We start from the raw sequence: 20,096 nt of genomic DNA on the forward strand, positions 1-20,096 counted from the left end.
CGGCGCGGGCTACCGCGCCCCATTACGTTCTGGGGCAGGCGCGCGACGGCAATCATGGGCGGTTAGCTCAGTGGTAGAGCACTACGTTGACATCGTAGGGGTCACAAGTTCGAACCTTGTACCGCCCACCATGATTTCACGCCTCTGTTCACACAGGGGACCCGCGTAACCCAGGCGCTGGCCCGCGCCGCAGGAATTGGAGACGACCATGAAGGTCAGGAACTCGCTCCGCTCGCTCAAGTCCCGCCACCGGGACTGCCGCGTCGTGCGTCGCAAAGGCCGCGTCTATGTGATCAACAAGACGCAGCGCAAGTTCAAAGCCCGCCAGGGTTGAACTGTCGAAAGACACCCGAGATGCAATGAAAGCCGCGCCTCTGGGCGCGGTTTTGTTTTTGCGGGCAAACGTTTTCCAATTTCCCGCAACGGGCCGGGCACGATAGCCTCCAGTCACCCAGGAGGAGGCCACCATGTCCCGCAAGCTCAACATCATTTTCATTCTCGCCGACGACCTGGGGTTCGCCGATCTGGGTTGTACCGGGTCCGAGATCCGTACACCCGACATCGACAGGCTGGCACGCCACGGCGCCCTGCTGACGACGATGTACAATTGCACGCGCTGCTGGCCCAGTAGGATCACGGTCCCTGTGCCGCTGCACACGCCCTGCCACGTGGTTTACATCCTGCCGATGATCCTGGAAGCGGCGCACGCGCCACCGGTTGCTGGCAGCCTGGCAAATGAACAATACCGAAGGTGACCGCGGCAGAATTACCCGACTGAAATAATCGGTTTTACCTTGCACCCCTGGTGAAATTTGGTAATTGACTATTTCAGTCAGATTAACTGAATCGCGAGAGACCCCCATGTTCAAGACCACCACCGCCATCGCGCTTGCCCTGTTCGCCACTTCGGCCATCGCCGAGGGCGAACTGAACCTTTATTCGTCGCGCCACTATGACACAGACGAGCGGCTCTATTCCGATTTCGAAGACGCCACCGGCATCCGCATCAACCGGATCGAGGGCAAGGCCGATGAGCTGATCGCCCGCATGCAGGCCGAGGGCGCAAATTCGCCCGCCGATATTCTGCTGACCGTCGACACCTCGCGCCTGGCGCGTGCCAAGGAGGCCGGTCTGCTGCAAGCCATCGACAGCGCGGTGCTCGAAGACCGCATTCCCGCCAACCTGCAGGACAACGACAACCAGTGGTTCGGTTTCTCGCAGCGCGCGCGGCTCTACTTCTATGACAAGGCCAGCGTCAGCACCCCACCTGCCACCTATCTCGATCTGGCCGATCCCGCCTACAAGGGGCAGGTCTGCATCCGCTCTTCCACCAACACCTATAACCAGACCCTGCTGGCCTCGATCATCACCCATCACGGCGAAGATGTCGCGCGCGACTGGGCTCAGGGCGTGGTCGCCAACATGGCACGCGAACCGCAGGGCGGCGATACCGACCAGCTGCGTGGGATCGTTTCGGGCGAATGCGGCATCGCGGTTTCCAACTCCTACTACTTTGCCCGCGCCCTGCGCAGCGACGTCAAGGGGCTGAGCGCCGAGATCGACAAGATCGGCATCGCCTTCCCCTCGCAGGACGCCGAAGGCGCGCATATGAACCTGTCGGGCGGCGGCGTGGCCGCCCATGCACCCAACCGCGACAATGCGGTCAAGTTCCTGGAATACCTCGCGAGCGATCAGGCTCAGGTCTATTTTTCCAACGGCAATGACGAATACCCCGCCGTCGCCGGAGTGGACCTGGCCGAGAACGTGGCCGCACTGGGCGAGTTCAAGGCGGATGAAGTGAACCTGTCCGAGGTGGCCGCCAACATTCCAATGGCGCAGAAGATCTTCAACGAGGTCGGCTGGAAGTAAGCCAACCCACCCGGAAGACAAAGGCGCGGGACCCTCGCCCGCGCCTTTTTTCATGCCTGCGTGTCAGGACCGCTTACTTGCCCCGCCCGACCTGACGGCAGATCAGGATCACCGGCAACAGCCCCATCGCCAGGATCACCAGCGACGGCACCGCCGCCCCCTCCAACCGTTCGTCGCTGGCCAGGCGATAGGCCTGCACCGCCAGCGTGTCAAAATTGAAGGGGCGCATGATCAGCGTCGCGGGCAGCTCTTTCATCACATCAACGAAAACGATCAGCAGCGCCGTCAGCAAAGATGGCGTCAGGATCGGCAGGTGGATACGGCGGAGCGTGCCCAGCGGCCCCTGTCCCAGCGACCGGGCGGCGGCATCCATATTGGCATGCACCATGCTCTGCCCGCCCTCATAGGCGCCAAGCGCCGCCGCCAGGAACCGCACCATATAGGCAGCGATCAACAGCCAGATAGACCCGGTGATCAACAGCCCGGTGGACAGGCCGAACTGGGCTCGCATCCATGCATCCAGCGCGTTGTCAAAGGCGGCAAAGGGCACGATCAGCCCGACCGCGATTACCCCCCCCGGCACCGCATATCCCAGCCGCGCCAGATAGGCGGCCCCGTCCGAGCGCCGACCCGGCCTGAGCCGCTGGAAGAAGCCGACGCAGATCGCTGCTGTCACCGTCACCACAGCCGCCGTACCCGCCAGCGTCAGCGAGTTGCGAATAAACCCGACATAGCGGCGCGACAGCAGGTCCTGTTCGGATTCCAGCCCCATTTGCACCAGGATCACCACCGGCAGGACAAAGCCCAGAACCACAGGGACCGCGCATAGGGTAAAGGCGCCCAGCGCGCGCCATCCCGTCAGCTCGCCCGCCGGCAGCCCCGCATGCCGGCGCCCGGACTGGTAATAGCGCGCCTTGCCACGCTGGGTGCGTTCGGCCACTGCCAGCAGCAGGGCAAATCCCAGCAGACACAGCGCCAGCTGCGCCGCCGCCGCCCGGTCGGCCATCGAGAACCAGCTGGTATAGATGCCGGTGGCAAATGTCTGTACCCCGAAATAGGCCACCGTGCCGAAATCGGCGATGGTCTCCATCACCGCCAGCAGCACCCCGCCCGCGATCGCGGGCCGCGCCATCGGTAGCGACACCCGCCAGAATGCCGCCCAAGGCCCGGTTCCCAGCGCCCGCGCCGCCAGAAAGGCGCTGGCGCTTTGTTGCAGGAAGGCCGCCCGCGCCAGCAGGTAGACATAGGGGTAAAGCACCAGGATCAGCATCACCGCCGCGCCTTCGGTCGAGCGGATCTCGGGGAACCAGTAGTCGCGCGGTCCCCAGCCCGTCACCTGACGCAGGGTCGTCTGCACCACCCCCGGATGGTCCAGCACAAATGTATACGCATAGGCCAGCACATAGGCGGGAAAGGCCAGCGGCAGCACCAGCGCGATTTCCAGCAAACGCACGCCGGGAAACCGTGTCATCGTCACCAGCCAGGCCGCTCCCACGCCCACGGCAAAGGTCCCGGCGGCCACCAGCGCGACCAGCAGCAAGGTTGTCGCCGCATAACCCGGCAACACGGTCTCGAGCAGATGGCTCAGCGTTTCGGTGCCGCCAGTCAGCGCCGCCAATGCCACCGCCACCATGGGCAACAGGCAAGCCGTGGCAATGGCATAGGCCAGTCCGCCCAGCAGGCGGGTGCCCGAAGACAGACGGCGGCGGGAGCCATGGGCGGCATATCGGGTTTCGGCCATCGCGGGTCCTGGCGGGTATTGCGGTTCTACCGCTCCTTAATCGACCAGATTAGTCGGAAATACCAGTGCCTGAGGGGATATTCCCTCTCTCCTCGCGCCTGCGGGCAGGGCGCAAAACGACGCGGCCCCACGCGGATTCCTCTGCGCGGGGCCATCTGTCTCTGTCAGGCGGGATCAGTCGTAGCGACGCTGATCCTCGATCACCAGACCGTCCTTGGGCAGGCTGCCCGGAGCCACGACCTCGATCGCGCCCTTGAGCTTGAGCACTTCGGCAACCGATCGGGCATAGGCCGCATCATCGCCGCCGCTGCTTTCGATCTGCACCGTCATGGCATCCATCTCGCCCACGCGGGTGGCGATCACCCGCGCCTTGACGATCTCGGCGTGTTTGTCGACCAGGGCCGCCACCTGTTCAGGACGCACGAACATGCCCTTGATCTTGGTGGTCTGGTCGGCACGTCCCATCCAGCCCTTGATCCGCATATTGGTGCGTCCGCAGGGCGAATGACCCGGCAGGACGGCGGACATGTCACCGGTGGCAAAGCGGATGAGCGGGTAATCGGGGTTGAGGGAGGTCACAACCACCTCGCCCACCTCGCCCGGCGCCACCGGCGTACCGGTTCCAGGGGTGACGATCTCGACGATCACGTGTTCATCGACGATCATCCCCTCCATCGCCGCGCTTTCATAGGCGATATTACCCAGGTCGGCGGTGGCATAACATTGCAGGCACGAGATGCCACGATCGGCATATTCCTTGCGCAGCGAAGGGAACAGCGCCCCGCCCCCTACTGCCGCCCTGGTAAAGCTGAGCGTAACGCCCATCTCCTCGGCCTTGTCGAGAATGACCTTGAGGTAATCGGGCGTACCGGCATAGGCGGTGCAGCCGATATCGCGCGCGGCGGTCACCTGCAATTCGGTCTGGCCTGTTCCGGCGGGAAGCACGGCCGCACCGACCGCCCGAGCGCCGTTTTCAAAGATCATGCCAGCGGGTGTCAGGTGATAGCCAAAGCAGTTCTGCACGATATCGCCCTGCCCGATACCCGCGGCATGCAGGAAACGGCCCATCCGCCACCAGTCATGATCGGTGCCGCCCGGTTCATAGATCGGTCCGGGTGACTGGAACACATGTGCAAACCCGTGCGCCGGCTTGACGGTGAAACCGCCAAATGGGGGGTGCTCGCTCTGCGCCCGGCTCAACTCCGACTTGCGCAGCACCGGCAACGCCGCCAGAGCCTGCAAATCCGTGATTGCGGCCGGGTCGACATCGGCCAGCAGCCGCGCAAATCCATGAGCGGATTTGGCGCGTGCGATCTGCTCGGGCAGATCGCGCGCCAGATCAGCGGTGCGTTGGTCGTCCGAGCGTGTTTCAAGCGTGTCAAAATGGGTCATGGCATGATCCTTCATCAGCTCAGCCACCGCTTGCGACGACGGTACGAGCGCACGTCGCGGAAGCTCTTGCGGCCCTCATCGGACATGCCGAGATAGAATTCCTTGACGTCCGGATTCTCGCGCAGATCCTTGGCAGGGCCATCCATCACCACACGGCCCGATTCCAGGATATAGCCGTAATGGGCATAGCGCAGCGCCACGTTGGTGTTTTGCTCGGCCAACAGGAAAGACACGCCCTCTTTCTGGTTCAGGTCGCGGACGATCTCGAAGATCTCTTCGACCAGCTGCGGCGCCAGACCCATCGAGGGTTCGTCCAGCAGAATGGTCTCGGGCCGCGACATCAGCGCCCGCCCCATCGCCACCATCTGCTGCTCACCGCCCGAGGTATAGCCTGCCTGACTGCGGCGGCGCTCCTTGAGGCGGGGGAAATAGTTGTAGACCAGTTCGAGATCACGCTGGATATTGGCACCGCCATCCTTGCGGGTATAGGCGCCGGTCAGCAGGTTTTCCTCGACAGTCAAGTGTTCGAAACAATGGCGGCCCTCCATCACCTGGATGACGCCCTTGGTCACCAGCGCGGCAGGATCCTGTTCGTGGATGGTCTCGCCACGATACTTGATCGACCCTTTGGTCACCTCGCCGCGTTCGGAATGCAGCAGGTTCGACACCGCCTTGAGCGTTGTCGTCTTGCCGGCGCCGTTGCCACCCAGAAGCGCGGTTATCCCGCCCTTGGGCACGGTGAGGCTGACACCCTTGAGCACGAGGATCACGTGATTGTAGATCACCTCGATATTGTTGACCTCCAGCAGGGTTTCCACCTGCGTATCCGTGGTTGTTGCCGCATCCAGCATCCGCGCTTGTCCTCATTGGCCCCGGTTCGCCGGGGATGATCGGGGTGGGACGGCGGCGGACCGCCGTCCCGGGTTCGATGCGAGCCCGATTGCCGGGCCCGGTCACACGCTTAGTTGCAGCGCGGCGAGATGTTGTTCTCGGTCGCGTAGGCGTTCGAGTCTTCCTCGATCAGCGCACCGATGACTTCGCTGTCGGTCGGTTTGAAGTCCGAGATCAGCGACCAGGTCTTGGATGCCGCATCCCACTGGGTCACGCCGACCAGGGCGTCACCGCCGTGGTTGCTGCACGACACCGAGAAGGCCGGGCCAAAGTTCGGCAGGCCCAGTTCGGCCATCTTCGCTTCGGTCATTTCCAGTGCTTCCATACCGTCGCGCATGTCGGCGGCGGTGATGTCGGCCTTGCCCGAAATCTCCTGTGCCTTCTTGGCGGCTTCGGCGGCCAGCATGGCGGCATAGAGACCACGGTTGTAGAGCACGGTACCAACCTGGTCACCGGCGCCGGCGGCCTTACCTGCGTCGATCACGTATTTCTGCAGATCGTCGAACAGCGGGAAATCGGTGCCGACGTTGTGGAAGGTCAGCGCCTTGTAGCCATTGGCGGCGTCACCGGCGGGCAGCACGTCGTTTTCCGAACCCGACCACCAGATGCCGATGAAGTTTTCCATCGGGAAGCGGATGTTGGCGGCTTCCTGCACCGCGACCTGGTTCATCACGCCCCAGCCCCACATCAGCACAAAGTCAGGCTTGTCGCGACGGATTTGCAGCCACTGCGATTTCTGCTCCTGACCCGGATGGTCGACCGGCAGGGTGCTCAGCTCGAAACCGTGCTTCTTGCTCAGCTCTTCCAGGGTACGGATCGGTTCCTTGCCATAGGCAGAGTTGTGATAGACCAGGGCAATCTTCTTGCCCTTGATGTCGCCACCGTTGCTCTCCAGCAGATAGTTCACCGCACCCGATGCACCATCCCAGTAGTTGGCGGGATAGTTGAAGACATGGCTGAACACGTTGCCGTTCTTCGCCGAGGTGCGGCCATAACCCATCGAGTGGATCGCGATGCCGTCAGCGGTGGCTTTGGGGATCAGCTGATAGGTAATGCCGGTCGACAGCGGCTGATACACCAGGGCGCCCTGGCCCTTGGTGGATTCATAGCATTCGACACCCTTTTCGGTGTTATAGCCGGTTTCGCATTCCAGCACGTTGGCCTTGACGCCGCCGATGCCGCCATCACGCTCGTTGAGCAGGGTGAAATAGTCGGCATAGCCGTCGGCAAACGGGATACCGCCCGCGGCATAGGGGCCAGTGCGATAGCTGAGCGACGGGAAAGTCAGGTCAGCCAGAGCCGGACCTGCGGCCATCAAGGCGCCCAGCGCCACGGTTGCCAGTTTCATTTTCATCGGGTTTTTCCTCCCTTGGTTTTGACCGATGGTGGTGTACGGGGCGATCCTACCGCCCCGTATCGGGATGCGCCTGCCCGCCTCAGTGCGGGAAGGGCCAGAGCCGCAGTTTCTCCTTGGCGACGCGCCACAGCTGCGCGAGGCCATGCGGCTCCATGATCAGGAATGCGACGATCAGCGCGCCGACGATCACCAGCTGAAGATGCGCCACGATATCGGTGGGCCAGCCCAGCATGTCTGCGCCGACGACCTTCAGGACCACCGGCAGCAGCACCAGGAAGGCTGCCCCCGCGAACGAACCAAAGATCGAACCGAGACCGCCGATGATCACCATGAACAGTACCAGGAACGATTTCTGGATGCCAAAGGCCTCGCCCACCTCGACCGCGCCCAGATAGAGCGCAAAGAACAGCGCCCCCGAGATGCCGATGAAGAAGGAACTGACGGCAAAGGCGGTCATCTTCGCCTTGAGCGGGTTCACCCCGATGATCTCGGCGGCGATGTCCATGTCACGGATCGCCATCCAGGTCCGGCCCATTGTGCCACGGGTCAGGTTGCGGGCGATCAGCGCGCAGGCGGTCAGAAAGATCAGGCAGAACAGATAGGTGGCCCAGGCCGGTGCGTTGGGACCGGTGATGATGATACCGAACGTATCCCGCTCGGGCGCGTTGATCTGGCCCGAGGCCGAATAGTTGTAGAACCACGGCACCCGGTTGAACAGCCACACCAGAAAGAACTGCGCCGCCAGTGTTGCCACCGCCAGATAGAACCCCTTGATCCGCAGACTGGGCAGCCCGAACAGCACCCCTACTGCCGCGGTGATGCCGCCCGCCAGGATCACATGAATGAACATGCTCACTTCGGGAAATGCGGTCATCAGCTTGTAGCAGGCATAGGCGCCCACCGCCATGAATCCGCCGGTGCCCAGGCTGACCTGGCCGCAATAGCCGACCAGGATGTTCAGCCCGATCGCGGCGATTGCATAGATCAGAAACGGCAGCAACAGCGCGTTTGCCCAGTAGTCGTTGATCACGAACGGGATGATCCCGAAGGCGATCGCCAGCACGACATAATACCGATAGCGGTCGAACTTGATCGGAAAGGTCTGGCTGTCGGCCTGGTAGGAGGTTTTGAAATCTCCGGCTTCACGGTAGAACATCGCTTACATGCCCCCTTCGGACTGCGCGCGGTTGCGGGCCGCGGCATCGAGTTGATTTGTCTTTTTTGCATAGCCGCTCGCTTCGGCGGCCCGGACCAGCCGCAGATACGCGACGATCCCCATGATGAACCCGGCAAAGGCCAGGAGGCTGGCGATGATCAGCTGGCGATCGGTCAGGTCCTGCGCGGTCAGGGCAATATACCCAAAGGCCCAGAAGCCCGACCAGGCGACGACATTCACGATGGCGATCAGCTTGTTCATCTTTCCTCCCCTTTGCGAAGGTTCCGGGCGGGCGGGTCTCGTTGCGGCCCTGGCCGCAACGGGGTCGCCCACCGGAGCCTCAGACCCTTTCGATGATCTTCTCGCCGAACAGGCCCTGCGGCCGGAACACGAGGAAGATCAGTGCCAGAACATAGGCGAACCAGTTCTCGGTCGCGCCGCCCACCATCGGGCCGATCGCGAATTCGAACAGCTTCTCGCCCACCCCGATGATCAGCCCGCCGACAATGGCGCCGGGGATCGAGGTGAATCCGCCCAGCATCAGCACCGGCAGCGCCTTGAGCGCGATCAGCGACAGCGAGAACTGCACACCCGATTTGGTGCCCCACATGATGCCCGCGACCAGCGCCACGAAACCGGCAACCGACCAGACCAGCACCCAGATGAAGTTCAGCGAGATGCCGACGCTCAGCGCCGCCTGGTGGTCGTCGGCCACCGCGCGCATTGCCCGGCCCTGCTTGGTATACTGGCTGAAGGCCACCAGCGCCGCCACCAGCAGTGCTGCGATCACCGTTGCCACGATATCCAGATTGTCGATGAAGAAACCGTAGCCGAAGATGCCATAGGTGGTGTCGTCGATCCACACGTTCAGGCCCTGCGGCAGACCCACATCCAGCGTCTTGATCTCGGAGCCCCACATCAGGTCGGCCACGCCTTCGAGGAAATAGGCAAGCCCGATGGTGGCCATGAACAGGATGATCGGCTCTTGACCGACAAGGTGGCGCATCACGAATTGCTGCACCGCCCAGGCCAGCAGGACCATCACGCCCATCGTCAGGATGATCGCCAGCAACGCTGGAATATTCCATCCGAAATGGGTGATATGCCCGCCAAAGATGGCGTTGATCAGATGCGCGAACGGTACCTGTCCGTTCATGATGCCCACCAGGGTCATGGCCGCAAACAGCGCCATCACGCCCTGGGCATAATTGAAGATGCCCGACGCCTTGTAGATCAGCACGAAACCCAGCGCGACCAGCGCATAGAGCACGCCCGCCATCAGGCCGTTCAGGATTACCTCGATCGCGAAAATCAGTTGGTCAGACATGTCCCGTGCCCCCGGTTTCCATCGTGTCGTTCAAGCAAAGATCAGTCATGGGCCACCCCCAGATAGGCGTCGATGACCTCTTGGTTGTTGCGCACCTCATCCGGCGTGCCGTCGCCGATCTTCTTGCCGTAATCCATCACCACCACCCGGTCGCTCAGGTCCATGACCACGCCCATGTCGTGTTCGATCAGGGCGATGGTAGTGCCGAACTCGTCATTCACGTCGAGGATGAAGCGGCTCATATCCTCCTTCTCTTCGACGTTCATGCCTGCCATCGGTTCATCCAGCAGCAACAGCTTGGGCTCGGCGGCGAGCGCACGGGCCAGTTCGACCCGCTTTTTCAGGCCGTAGGGCAGGCGTGCCACCGGTGTCTTGCGGATATGCTGAATCTCGAGGAAGTCGATGATCTTTTCCACCGCCTCGCGGTTCTCGGTCTCCTCGCGCTCGGCCTTGCCGCGCCAGAGCGCCTGGCTCAGCAGACCCGCTTTCATATAGTTCAGCCGCCCGGTCATGACGTTATCCAGAACGCTCATGCCCTCGAAGAGTGCGATGTTCTGAAAGGTGCGCGCGATGCCCTGGCGGGCGACCTCATAGGGGCGCATCGCCGGACGGCGCGATCCGTGAAACCAGACCTCGCCTTCCTGCGGAACATAAAAGCCTGATATCACGTTCAGCATCGAGGACTTTCCGGCGCCGTTCGGGCCGATGATCGCGCGGATCTCGCCCTCGCGGATGTCGAAACTGATATCCTTGATCGCCACCACACCGCCGAACCGCAGGGTGATGTTCTTCATCTCCATCACCACGCCGCCAATCTTGCGGCCGTCCGCGGTGGTGTATCCTTCGGATGCGTCAAGCATCGGTGTCTCCCTTGTCTTTCGGCAGTGCCCCGGCTGACGGGACGGTGGGCGGGGCGATGCGCCCAAAGGGCGCGAGCGGCGTCCCGCCGGACCTCATTCCGCTGCCACCTGCTGCGCGGTGGTCGCCACGACCTTGGCATCGCAAACCGTCAGCGTCGCCTTGATCGCGCCCTTGCGCCCGTCCTCATAGGTCACCTCGGTCACGGTCGAGACCTTTTCGGACCCGTCATAGAGCGCGGCGATGATGTCGGCGAACTTCTCTTCGACGATGCGGCGGCGCACCTTGCGGGTGCGGGTCATCTCACCGTCATCGGCATCCAGTTCCTTGTGCAGCACGACAAAGCGATGCACCTGGCAGCCCGACAGCATCGGGTCCTCGGCCACCGAGGCGTTCACCGTCTCCACATGCGAGCGGATGGTTTCCAGCACCTTGGGATGACCCGCCAGTTCCTGATAGCTGGCATAGGCGATGTTGTTGCGTTCCGCCCAGTTGCCCACCGCCGTCAGGTCGATGTTGATGAAGGCGACGCAGCGGTCCTTGCCATTGCCGAACAGCACCGCCTCCAGAATGTCGGGATAGAACTTCAGCTTGTTCTCGACATATTTGGGCGCGAACATGCTGCCATCGGCCATCTTGCCCACATCCTTGGCGCGGTCGATGATGCGCAGGTGGCCCGAGCCTTCCTCGAAGAACCCGGCATCTCCGGTGGCGACCCAGCCCTCGGCATCCTTGGTCGAGGCCGTGCTTTCGGGGTTCTTGTAATACTCCACAAAGGTGCCCGGCGAACGATAGAAGATCTCGCCATTTTCGGCGATCTTGATCTCCACATCGGGGGCGGGCACTCCTACGGTATCGGCGCGCACCTGGCCATCGGGCTGCACGGTGATGAACACCGTTGCCTCGGTCTGGCCGTAGAGCTGTTTCAGGTTGATACCCAGCGAGCGGTAGAAGTCGAAGATTTCAGGGCCGATCGCCTCGCCCGCGGTATAGCCTACGCGCACATTGCCAAAACCCAGCGTATCCTTGAGCGGGCCATAGACCAGCGCATTGCCGATCGCGTATTTCAGGCGGTCGCCGGCGCTGACCGGTTCACCATCCAGGATCTTGCCGCCCACCTTCTTGGCATGCGCCATGTAGCGGTGGAACATGTTCCGCTTGAGCGGGCTTGCATCCTCCATCCGGATCATCACGTTGGTCAACTGTGTCTCGAACACGCGCGGCGGGGCAAAGAAATAGGTCGGCCCGATCTCCCGCAGGTCGGTCATCATCGTATCCGCGCTTTCGGGACAGTTCACGCAGAAGCCGCACCAATAGGCCTGGCCGATCGAAAAGATGAAATCGCCCACCCAGGCCATCGGCAGATAGGAGAGGATGTTCTCGTCCTTGGTCAGATTGTCGAACTTGGCCGAGTTCTTGGCGCTTTCGATCACGTTGCGGTTCGACAGCACCACGCCCTTGGGCTTGCCCGTCGTGCCCGAGGTATAGAGCATCACGCAGGTATCGTCATAGGTGATCTCGGCAATCCGCCGGTCAAGCTCGGCATCGAACCGGTAGTGCCCGGCACGCCCCTCGGCCATCAGGTCTTCGAGCGCGTTCATCTGGCTGTGGTCGTATTTCCGCATGCCGCGCTTGTCGGTGTAAAGGATGTGCTGGACCTGATGCACGGTCTCCTGGATCTCGATGACCTTGTCGACCTGCTCCTGATCGCCACAGACAACGAACTTGGCGCCGCAATGCTCCATCACATAGGCCATCTCTTCGGCTACCGCGTCCTGATAGAGCGGCACCGGCACGGCGCCCACCATCTGGGCGGCCACCATCGACCAGTAATGCGCGGGACGGTTGCGACCGATCACGGCGACATGATCGCCCTTTGCCACACCCAGCTCCAGAAATCCCAGCGCCAGTGCGCGGATCTCAGCGGCGGTTTCGGCCCAGGTCCAGCACTGCCAGATGCCGAATTCCTTTTCCCGATAGGCGGGCCGGTCCCCGTATTGGGTTGCGTTGCGGTTAAGCAGCGCCGGAAGGGACTGAAGCCCCTCTGCGCCAGACTGCGTCTGAGCCAATCTCTTTCTCCCTCCCGTTGCCGGCCCGCTCCTTCGGGCCGGACATCATCGCCTGCGGATACCGACCAGACGATTCTGCCCCATCAGGGACAGGCGTATTGATCGGGGCCAATATTTTCGTGATGTTTTCGCAATTCTTACGAATTGTAACAGGCCTCTCCCTGCGTCATTTCACCAGACCCCGCACAGGCACGAAACCCTCACCCCTCTTGCGCCGGAACGTCAGGCTGGCGTTTTGCCGCTGCCACGAGACGGACAAGAACCTTTTCCCCCTGTCACGCCGGTGCTAGCCATGGCGCCAAGGGGGATATCAGCCATGGACAGGAACGATCAGTGGATCAAGGCCATGACCAGTGCCGGTCTGAACCTGATCGCTCAGGGCCTGTCGATCTATGACAACAACCTGCGCCTCGCCGTCAGCAATCGGCGCTTTCAGGAAATGTTTCACCTGCCGGACCGGCTGATCCGACCCGGCGCCAGGTTCGACGACACCATCCGCTATATCGCCGAGCGGGGCGATTACGGTCCGGTCGACGATATCGATGCACTGGTCCGCAGCCGGGTCGAACAGGCGCTGGCCTTTGTCCCGCACTATTTTGAACGGGTCCGTGCGAATGGTCAGGTTATCTCGATCGAGGGGGCACCGCTGCCGCAGGGGGGATGGGTCACCGTCTATACCGACATCACCCGTACCAAGCGGATCGAGGAATTGCTGCGCGCCCGCTCCGAGGAACTCTCGGGCCAGCTGCTGGCCCATGCCGAGGAGCTGGGCGCCACCAACCGCAAGCTGGCCGCGACCATCAGCGCGCTGGAAGAGGCGCAGCGCCAGCTGACCGAGATCGAGGCGCGCACCCGCCTGACCACCGAGATGATGCCGGCCCATATCGCCCATGTGGACCGCGACGGCCATTACACCTATTCCAATCGTCGGCTGAGCGCGGTGATGCCCGGGAGACCCTCGGACATTCTGGGCCTGCATATCTCCGACGCTCTGGGCCCGGATGCCTTTGCCAAGATCGGTCCGCATCTGGAGGCCGCTTATGGCGGCGACAGCCCGGTCTTCGAATTCAACGAGGCGCATGATTCCCGCCGCATCCGGGTTGCCTTTACCCCCGACGGGGCGGGCGGGGTCTATATCCTGTCGATGGACGTGACCTCGGAAACCCAGGCGCGTGTCGCCCTGCAGCAGTCGCGCCGCCGCGCCATGGCAGCGCAGATGACCAGCGGCCTGGCGCATGATTTCTCGAACCTTCTGACCATCATCCTGGGCATGATGTCGAAGATGGAGAAGATGGACCTGCCCGAAGAGGCGGCGGAACTGGTCTCGGCCACACAGGCCACGGCACAGCGGGGCGGGCGCCTGCTCAATCGGATCGCCGACATGACCGGCAACCGCACCCTGCGCCCGCGCGCCACCGACATGCACGGGCTGCTCGAGGACCTGAAGCTGCTGGCCACCCCCAGCCTGCCGCGCGGCATCGGGCTAAGCGTGCTGGACCACACGCCCGACGAAGCGCTTATGCTGGATGCCGGCATGTTGCAGGACGCGCTGCTGAACCTCGTGCTGAACGCGCGCGATGCCTGTGGTGCCAATGGCCAGATCACCATCAGTGCCCATGCCATTTCACGCATCTGGATCGAGATCGCGGTGACCGACACCGGGCCGGGGTTCTCAAAGGAGGCGCTGGAAAAGGCGCTGAACCCGTTCTTTACCACCAAGGGGAGCGAGGGGTCGGGACTGGGCCTGCCCATGGTCTATGACATGGTCAAACTGGCGGGAGGCGACATGCGCATCGCCAACACCCCTACCGGCGCCGCCATAACCCTGCGCCTGCCTTATCGTGCGGCGCCGCAGGTACAGGGCGGTCTGGCGCTGCTGGTCGAGGATAACGAGGACCTGCGTTCCACCTTTCGCGACATGCTGGTCGAACTGGGGTATTCGGTGATCGAGGCCACCTCGGCCGACGAGGCCAGCGCGCTGGCCGCCGATATCGAGGATATCGCGCTGGTGCTGTCCGACATCAAGCTGGAAGGCGACGCCACCGGCATCGACCTGCTGAAACGATTGCCCAAGTCGCTGCCCTGCATCCTGATGACCTCGCTGCCGCTGTCCGACCCGCTGCACCGCGAGGCATTGACGCGCGGCCCGGTACTGCGCAAGCCCTTTACCCGCGCGCAACTGGCCGCGCTGCTGCGACCCGAGGAGGTATCATGACCGCCCCGCTCGTCACCATCCTGGACGATGAACCCGAGATCCGCCTGATCCTGACCGAGGCGCTGGCCGAGGCCGGGTTCCGTACCCAGAGCTTTTCGCGCGCCCGCGAGTTCGAGGCCTCGCTGAAGCGCGTGACGCCGGATGTCTGCCTGGTGGACCTGTCGCTGCCCGATACCGACGGGCTGGCATTGGTGCACCGGCTGGCGCTGGAACAGGGGGCGACGGTGATCATCATCTCGGGCCGGGCGCAGGTGCAGGACCGGGTCACCGGGCTGGAACTGGGCGCCGACGACTATATCACCAAACCGTTTGACCCCGCCGAGGTGGTGGCCCGCATCCGCGCCCGCCTGCGCGACGGCCAGCGCGGGCCGGTTTCGGGGGGTGGTGACACCGCCGAGTTCAACGGCTGGACCGCCCATTTCGACCGCTACGCGCTGGAAGACGACACCGGCGCCGAAACTCCGTTTTCCCATGCCGAAGGCGAGGTTTTGAGGCTGTTCCTGGAAAGCCCGAAGCGCCTGATCAGCCGGGCCCAGATGCAAGAGGCATTGGGCGGCGGTGCCGGCGACAGCTTTGACCGGGCCATGGATGTGCGCATCTCGCGCCTGCGTACCAAGCTGCGCGAAGACCCCAAGAACCCGCGCCTGATCAAGACGATCTATGGGGCAGGTTACATTTTTCTGGGCGATGTCAGCTGGCGCTAGGATCGGGGCCCCGGGCCACAGAGTTGACCTGTACGGCCCGCCAGCGATAGACTCCTCGACGGAAGCGCGGACTCATAGAGCGGCGGCAGCAATGCCCGTCGCAGTCTTGGCGCAACGGGAGGCTGCCATGCATTCCTATCTCGAAATCCGCAAGCGCATGCTGTTCAAGGCAGTACGCCGCTATACCCTTGCCGACATGGCCTGGCGGCAGAGTCTGGAACAGGCCGCGACCCTGGTGCCAGGCGCCATGGGACGGAGCTATTTGATGATCGGAAATCCGGGTTCTCGCGTGCGGCGCCTTTTTGACGAGCGGGACCGGGCGATACAGCGCCTGACAGCGGCGCAGGCCAAGCTGCACGAGGCACGCGCCCGTATCGGCGGTCAGCAAGCCGAAGCGCATATCCTGTTGATCGCCCGCCACTGAGACCGACGCACGGTTTCGGAGCGGCGCCATCGCCCGCAGCCGCGCGGGTCAGGCCACGAAAAGCAGCCTGTTCGCCTTGAACCAGGGTACCAATACCTCGCGAAAGGCGCGTGGTTTCGCCGCCCGCCAGACATCGCGATGCGCAACCACCCAGATATCGGCGTAGGGCTGCGGCGGCAGTAGCGGCACCTGCACCAATCCCGGCGTGGCCCGGCCCAGAAACAGCGGCATCCGCACCGCGCCCAGCCCCGCCTGCGCGGCACCGACCATGGCCGCCATATCATCAAATACCAGACGCAGCCGGGTGTTCGGATACTGCTCCAGCACCACCTGAGGCACACGTGGGTTCTGTTCATAGGCGATCCAGTCCACCGCCGTTGCCGGATCGGCGGCCAGCCGTTCGGCCAGGCCCGGCGCGGCAAAACTGGCCGACTGTTGCGAACACAGCCTGAGCCCGGTCAGTGTATCGCCCGGGCTGCGGCTGATGCGAATGGCCAGATCGGCCTCGCGCCGGGTCAGGTCCAACAGGTCGTTGGTGGCCCTGAGCCGGATCTGGACCTGCGGATGCGCTTCGGCAAAACGCGCCATGACCGGTGCGACATGCGGCCCGACAAGGAGTTGCGGCGCGGTGATCACCAGCTCTCCGTTCAGGCTCTGGTCGCGGCCTTGCAGGCGGCGCAACAGATCGTCCTGCCGCGCCTCCATCCCGGCGGCGTGTTCAGCGACCAGCCGACCGGCATCGGTGGCGCGGTACCCGTCGGCCAAACGCTCGAACAAGACCTCGCCCAGCGCCGCCTCGGCCCGCAGGATCCGCCGCGACACGGTGGTATAGTTGAGGTCGAGTTCCGCCGCAGCCGCAGCAAGCGTGCCACCGCGCACCACAGCCAGTACCGTTTTCAGATCGTCCCAGTCGATTTGCATGATGTGCATTTATGCATGTTACCCATGCATTACCACGCGTTTTTGCCACACATCCGCGTGATTATGCTCTTTCCATCGCAACCGAGAAGGAGACCCAGATGATATACGCTGTTTTCAAGGCCACCATAACCAACCCCGACGCCCTGGCCAGTTATCGCGAAAGGGCCGGCGCCGCGCTGGCCCGTCACGGCGGCAAGGTCGAGACCGCAACACCCGCCCCAACTGCCCTGGACGGAACGCCCGACATCCCAGACGTGGCCGCACTTCTCAGCTTCCCGGACGCCGCAGCCGCGCGCGCCTGGATCGACGACCCGGACCTGGCCGAGTTGCACGGCCTGCGCCGCAGCGCAGGCAGCTCCGAAATCCTGCTTTTGGGTTAGGGCCGCGCGTTCAGCTGACGGATCGCCGAGGCCAGCCGCTCTGCCACCTTGCGGCTGGTCTTGCGCGACGGGTGGATCAGGTCGGGCGCGAAGTAGGTCAGACCGCCGGGGGGCACGATATCCTGCATCGAAATGTAGAACACGCCCTCGTCAGTGTCGGCAAAGCGTGCAATCCGCGCTTCCAGCTCGTCACCGTCGTTCTTGCAGTGCTCGATCGGGGTCAGCAGATTGGGGCTGCGCAGGTAACCCGGATAGATCACCCGCGCCCCTTGGGCCCTTATGTGACGGATCAGGTCGGGGATCTGGCCGCTCTCGCCATCTTCCGAGATCAGCCGGTTCATCACCGTGCCGCACCGGCCACATCCGCAGCCGAACAACAGATCGTTGCCGCCGCCATTGACCACCACCCAGTCCCAGTTTCCGGGCTCGTATTGATAGGGCACGTTCAGCCCGCGCCCCTCGTCCCCCTCGTCCCGGGTCAGCATCCAGGCACCGCTGAAGGACCGGTCCACTACCGGCTGCCCCAGCTCTTTTGCCATCACGTCCGGTATCGAGCTGCCCAATGCCGAGTTCCACGACAACAGCGAATCGCCGATCGCCAGGATGCGCGCATCCTGGTTGCGGCTCACCGAGTCCTGGCAGGCTGCGAGAATTCCGTAAAAAGAGATAAGGAACAAAAGCGTGCGTAACATTCAGTCGCGATCCTCGGGCAAACTTGAGTTGATTGTCTGCCTATAAAGTGACTGTGAAACCGGGCAGAAACATGGCGCCCGACGGGCATTCCAACGGTTCACCCAAGGGCCCGCACCGCGTGCTCAAGAACCTGCAATCCAGCGACAAGGTCTTCTTCGTCGGTATCTTCGGCAAAGTCGTGACTGATCCCGCCGATCGAAGGGACAAACAGCATCGCCACCGGCATCAAGCGCGACACGTTGGTGGCATCGTGCAGCGCGCCCGACGGCATGCGCCGCCATCGTCCCGGCGCCACCGCTTCGGCGCCCCGTTCCAGTGCCGCGCGCAGGGCCGGGTCCATCGCCACCGGCTCCAGCCCCAGCAGCGGACCAAAGCCCAGCTTCATGCCGCGCGCCTCGGCCACCTCCTGCGCGGTGGCGCGGATGATCTCCTCCATCCGTGCCAGCCGCGTGGTGTCGCCATCCCGCCACTGCATCGAGAACCGCGCCCGCCCGGGCACGATGGACGACGCGTTCGGGTGCAGCCTGACATGGCCGATGGTCCAGACCGTGCGCGGGGTGACCACGTTGCGGAATCGCTCGCCCAGCCGGGTGTTGAACTCACCGAGCGCCTGGAACGCATCGCGGCGCAGATGCATCGGCGTGGTGCCGGCATGGTTCTGCTGACCCTCAAATGTCACCTTCATGTCCCGAATCCCGACGATATCGCTGACCACCCCGATCTGCTCGCCCTCGGTATCCAGCGTCGGGCCCTGTTCGATATGCATCTCGACAAAACCGGTAAACTGCGACGGGTCGACAAAATCACCGGCCAGATCCGCCATTGCCGCCCGCGCGCTGGCAAAAGACTCGCCCGCGTGATCGGTCAATCCATCCGCCTCGGACAGCGGCAGATGCCCCGACCAGATCGCCGATCCGGTGGTGACCCCGAACCGCCCTTCCTCGTCCTGGAAACTGACCACGGAAACCGGGCGCTCGCTGCTCCGCGCAACCTCCAGCGCCGCGATCACTCCCAATGCGCCGTCCAGCCAGCCGCCCTCGGGCTGGCTGTCGGAATGCGACCCCATCAGCAGCGACGGCCCCTCGGCCAGACCAAAGAGATTGCCGACCGGGTCGAACCGCACGTGCAACCCCGCCTCCTCCATCCGGCCCGCCAGCCAGCGGCGTGCGGCGATATCCGCCTCGGAATAGGCCGGCCGCACCACGCCCTTGCCGACCCCCGCCGCACCAAAGCTGCGCAGCCTGTGCAGATCCTCCAGAAACCGCTCCGCGTTCACCGTCATCGCCTGTCCTCCCATCCCTTCATTCCGCTGAAAATACTCCCGCCGGAAGCATCCGCAACCAACCACACGCACCGCCACCCGCGAAATTCGCACCCTCGGCGCCAAACCCCTCTGGCCCCCGCCCCGATCCTTGCCTAAGAGTCTGCCCGAACCGGAGGATGACATGTCTCACATCACGCTGATCCGCCACGGACAGGCCAATACCACAGCCCGCGATGAGGCGAGTTATGACCGGTTGAGCGAGCTGGGTCACCAGCAGGCGCGCTGGCTGGGGTCGCATCTGGCCGACACCCGCGCCCATCATCCCCGCGTCTATTGCGGCACCCTGACCCGCCACCTGGAGACCGCCGCCAGCATGGGATTGGCCGATGTGGTGCAGGACCCGCGCCTGAACGAGATCGAGTATTTCACTCTCGCCCAGCTTTTCGAGGCGCAGCACGGTGTCACCATCCCCGAGGATCGCGAAGGCTTTGTCGAGCACCTGCCGATGACCTTCACCGCCTGGGCCGAGGGCCGGATCCAGGACGCGCCCGAAAGCTTCGAGCAGTTCGAAACCCGTGTTCAGACCGCGCTCTCCGAAATCGCGCAAGGGTCGGGCCCGGCCATCGTGGTCACCTCGGGCGGGCTCATCTCGATGGTGATGCGTCAGGCGATGGGGCTGGATATACCGGCCATGGCGCGGGTGGCTCTTGCCATCATGAACACGTCAATGCATCGTCTCTACCCGATCGGCACGCATCTCAGCCCGGTGCTGTTCAACGCCGTCCCGCATCTGGAGGCCCCAGAGCGGCAGTTTGCCCAGACGCATCTCTAGGGG

20 protein-coding genes and 1 tRNA gene are annotated in these 20,096 nt (G+C 63.5%); 9 read left to right on the plus strand and 12 right to left on the minus strand.

The window, feature by feature from the left end; translation table 11 throughout:
* Positions 1-56: 56 nt before the first annotated feature.
* The 4 genes from MB818_RS06840 (at position 57) to MB818_RS06855 (ending at position 1,869) form a co-directional block, all read left to right on the plus strand.
* Positions 57-131 (plus strand) — tRNA-Val (locus tag MB818_RS06840).
* Positions 132-208: 77 nt separating this feature from the next.
* Positions 209-334 (plus strand): type B 50S ribosomal protein L36, encoded by a 126-nt coding sequence (ykgO, locus tag MB818_RS06845; RefSeq protein ID WP_011048967.1) that lies wholly within the window; start codon positions 209-211, stop codon positions 332-334.
* A 133-nt stretch (positions 335-467) separates the two neighbouring features.
* Positions 468-755: a sulfatase-like hydrolase/transferase gene (locus tag MB818_RS06850; protein WP_234176698.1), complete on the plus strand. Its 288-nt coding sequence runs from the start codon at positions 468-470 to the stop codon at positions 753-755.
* A gap of 106 nt (positions 756-861) precedes the next feature.
* A complete protein-coding gene (locus tag MB818_RS06855; RefSeq protein ID WP_234138720.1) occupies positions 862-1,869 on the plus strand; it encodes a Fe(3+) ABC transporter substrate-binding protein in 1,008 nt (335 codons plus the stop codon).
* A gap of 73 nt (positions 1,870-1,942) precedes the next feature.
* On the opposite strand, the gene MB818_RS06860 is transcribed toward MB818_RS06855, so the two are convergent.
* The 9 genes from MB818_RS06860 to MB818_RS06900 all read right to left on the minus strand — a co-directional run bounded on the left by MB818_RS06860 (position 1,943) and on the right by MB818_RS06900 (position 12,660).
* Entirely contained in the window at positions 1,943-3,610 is a 1,668-nt protein-coding gene (locus MB818_RS06860) for an ABC transporter permease (RefSeq protein WP_234144313.1), read from the minus strand.
* Between the two features lie 174 nt (positions 3,611-3,784).
* A complete protein-coding gene (locus MB818_RS06865; RefSeq protein WP_234144314.1) occupies positions 3,785-5,002 on the minus strand; it encodes a phenylacetate--CoA ligase family protein in 1,218 nt (405 codons plus the stop codon).
* 14 nt (positions 5,003-5,016) lie between these two features.
* Complete coding sequence (locus tag MB818_RS06870; protein ID WP_234144315.1) at positions 5,017-5,853, minus strand: ABC transporter ATP-binding protein; 837 nt, start codon at positions 5,851-5,853, stop codon at positions 5,017-5,019.
* Positions 5,854-5,963: 110 nt separating this feature from the next.
* A complete protein-coding gene (locus MB818_RS06875; RefSeq protein WP_234138716.1) occupies positions 5,964-7,247 on the minus strand; it encodes an ABC transporter substrate-binding protein in 1,284 nt (427 codons plus the stop codon).
* Positions 7,248-7,329: 82 nt separating this feature from the next.
* Positions 7,330-8,406 (minus strand): branched-chain amino acid ABC transporter permease, encoded by a 1,077-nt coding sequence (locus tag MB818_RS06880; RefSeq protein WP_234138715.1) that lies wholly within the window; start codon positions 8,404-8,406, stop codon positions 7,330-7,332.
* Between the two features lie 3 nt (positions 8,407-8,409).
* Positions 8,410-8,667 carry a hypothetical protein gene (locus MB818_RS06885; protein ID WP_234138714.1) on the minus strand — a complete coding sequence of 86 codons (258 nt, stop codon included), beginning with the start codon at positions 8,665-8,667 and terminating at the stop codon, positions 8,410-8,412.
* Positions 8,668-8,746: 79 nt separating this feature from the next.
* Entirely contained in the window at positions 8,747-9,733 is a 987-nt protein-coding gene (locus MB818_RS06890; RefSeq protein WP_234144317.1) for a branched-chain amino acid ABC transporter permease, read from the minus strand.
* A 41-nt stretch (positions 9,734-9,774) separates the two neighbouring features.
* The gene (locus tag MB818_RS06895) at positions 9,775-10,593 is read right to left on the minus strand and encodes an ABC transporter ATP-binding protein (RefSeq protein WP_234138712.1); all 819 of its coding nucleotides are present in this window, start codon (positions 10,591-10,593) and stop codon (positions 9,775-9,777) included.
* Between the two features lie 93 nt (positions 10,594-10,686).
* A complete protein-coding gene (locus MB818_RS06900) occupies positions 10,687-12,660 on the minus strand; it encodes a long-chain fatty acid--CoA ligase (RefSeq protein ID WP_234144318.1) in 1,974 nt (657 codons plus the stop codon).
* A gap of 316 nt (positions 12,661-12,976) precedes the next feature.
* Here MB818_RS06900 and MB818_RS06905 point away from each other — a divergent pair, with 316 nt between their 5' ends.
* The 3 genes from MB818_RS06905 (at position 12,977) to MB818_RS06915 (ending at position 16,003) form a co-directional block, all read left to right on the plus strand.
* Positions 12,977-14,875, plus strand: a complete 1,899-nt coding sequence (locus MB818_RS06905) for a PAS-domain containing protein (protein ID WP_234138710.1) — start codon at positions 12,977-12,979, stop codon at positions 14,873-14,875.
* Positions 14,872-15,579, plus strand: a complete 708-nt coding sequence (locus MB818_RS06910; protein WP_234138709.1) for a response regulator transcription factor — start codon at positions 14,872-14,874, stop codon at positions 15,577-15,579. Before MB818_RS06905 ends, MB818_RS06910 begins: the two co-directional genes overlap by 4 nt.
* Before the next feature lie 127 nt (positions 15,580-15,706).
* On the plus strand, positions 15,707-16,003 hold the full coding sequence (locus MB818_RS06915; RefSeq protein ID WP_234138708.1) for a hypothetical protein: 297 nt from the start codon (positions 15,707-15,709) through the stop codon (positions 16,001-16,003).
* Positions 16,004-16,051: 48 nt separating this feature from the next.
* Here MB818_RS06915 and MB818_RS06920 read toward each other — a convergent pair whose 3' ends face one another.
* A complete protein-coding gene (locus MB818_RS06920; RefSeq protein WP_238904545.1) occupies positions 16,052-16,924 on the minus strand; it encodes a LysR family transcriptional regulator in 873 nt (290 codons plus the stop codon).
* Positions 16,925-17,022: 98 nt separating this feature from the next.
* On the opposite strand from MB818_RS06920, the gene MB818_RS06925 reads away from it, so the two are divergent.
* Entirely contained in the window at positions 17,023-17,304 is a 282-nt protein-coding gene (locus tag MB818_RS06925) for a DUF1330 domain-containing protein (RefSeq protein ID WP_234138706.1), read from the plus strand.
* On the opposite strand, the gene MB818_RS06930 is transcribed toward MB818_RS06925, so the two are convergent.
* Entirely contained in the window at positions 17,301-17,933 is a 633-nt protein-coding gene (locus tag MB818_RS06930; protein ID WP_369426325.1) for an SGNH/GDSL hydrolase family protein, read from the minus strand. The two genes, MB818_RS06925 and MB818_RS06930, sit on opposite strands and share 4 nt — an antisense overlap.
* A 161-nt stretch (positions 17,934-18,094) precedes the next feature.
* Positions 18,095-19,279, minus strand: coding sequence for a Zn-dependent hydrolase (locus MB818_RS06935; protein WP_234138704.1), 1,185 nt, complete (start codon positions 19,277-19,279; stop codon positions 18,095-18,097).
* A gap of 163 nt (positions 19,280-19,442) precedes the next feature.
* On the opposite strand from MB818_RS06935, the gene MB818_RS06940 reads away from it, so the two are divergent.
* Positions 19,443-20,093 carry a histidine phosphatase family protein gene (locus MB818_RS06940; protein WP_234138703.1) on the plus strand — a complete coding sequence of 217 codons (651 nt, stop codon included), beginning with the start codon at positions 19,443-19,445 and terminating at the stop codon, positions 20,091-20,093.
* Positions 20,094-20,096: the final 3 nt, after the last annotated feature.

The sequence above is a fragment of the Ruegeria alba genome (assembly GCF_022321465.1).
Lineage (GTDB): Bacteria > Pseudomonadota > Alphaproteobacteria > Rhodobacterales > Rhodobacteraceae > Ruegeria_B > Ruegeria_B alba.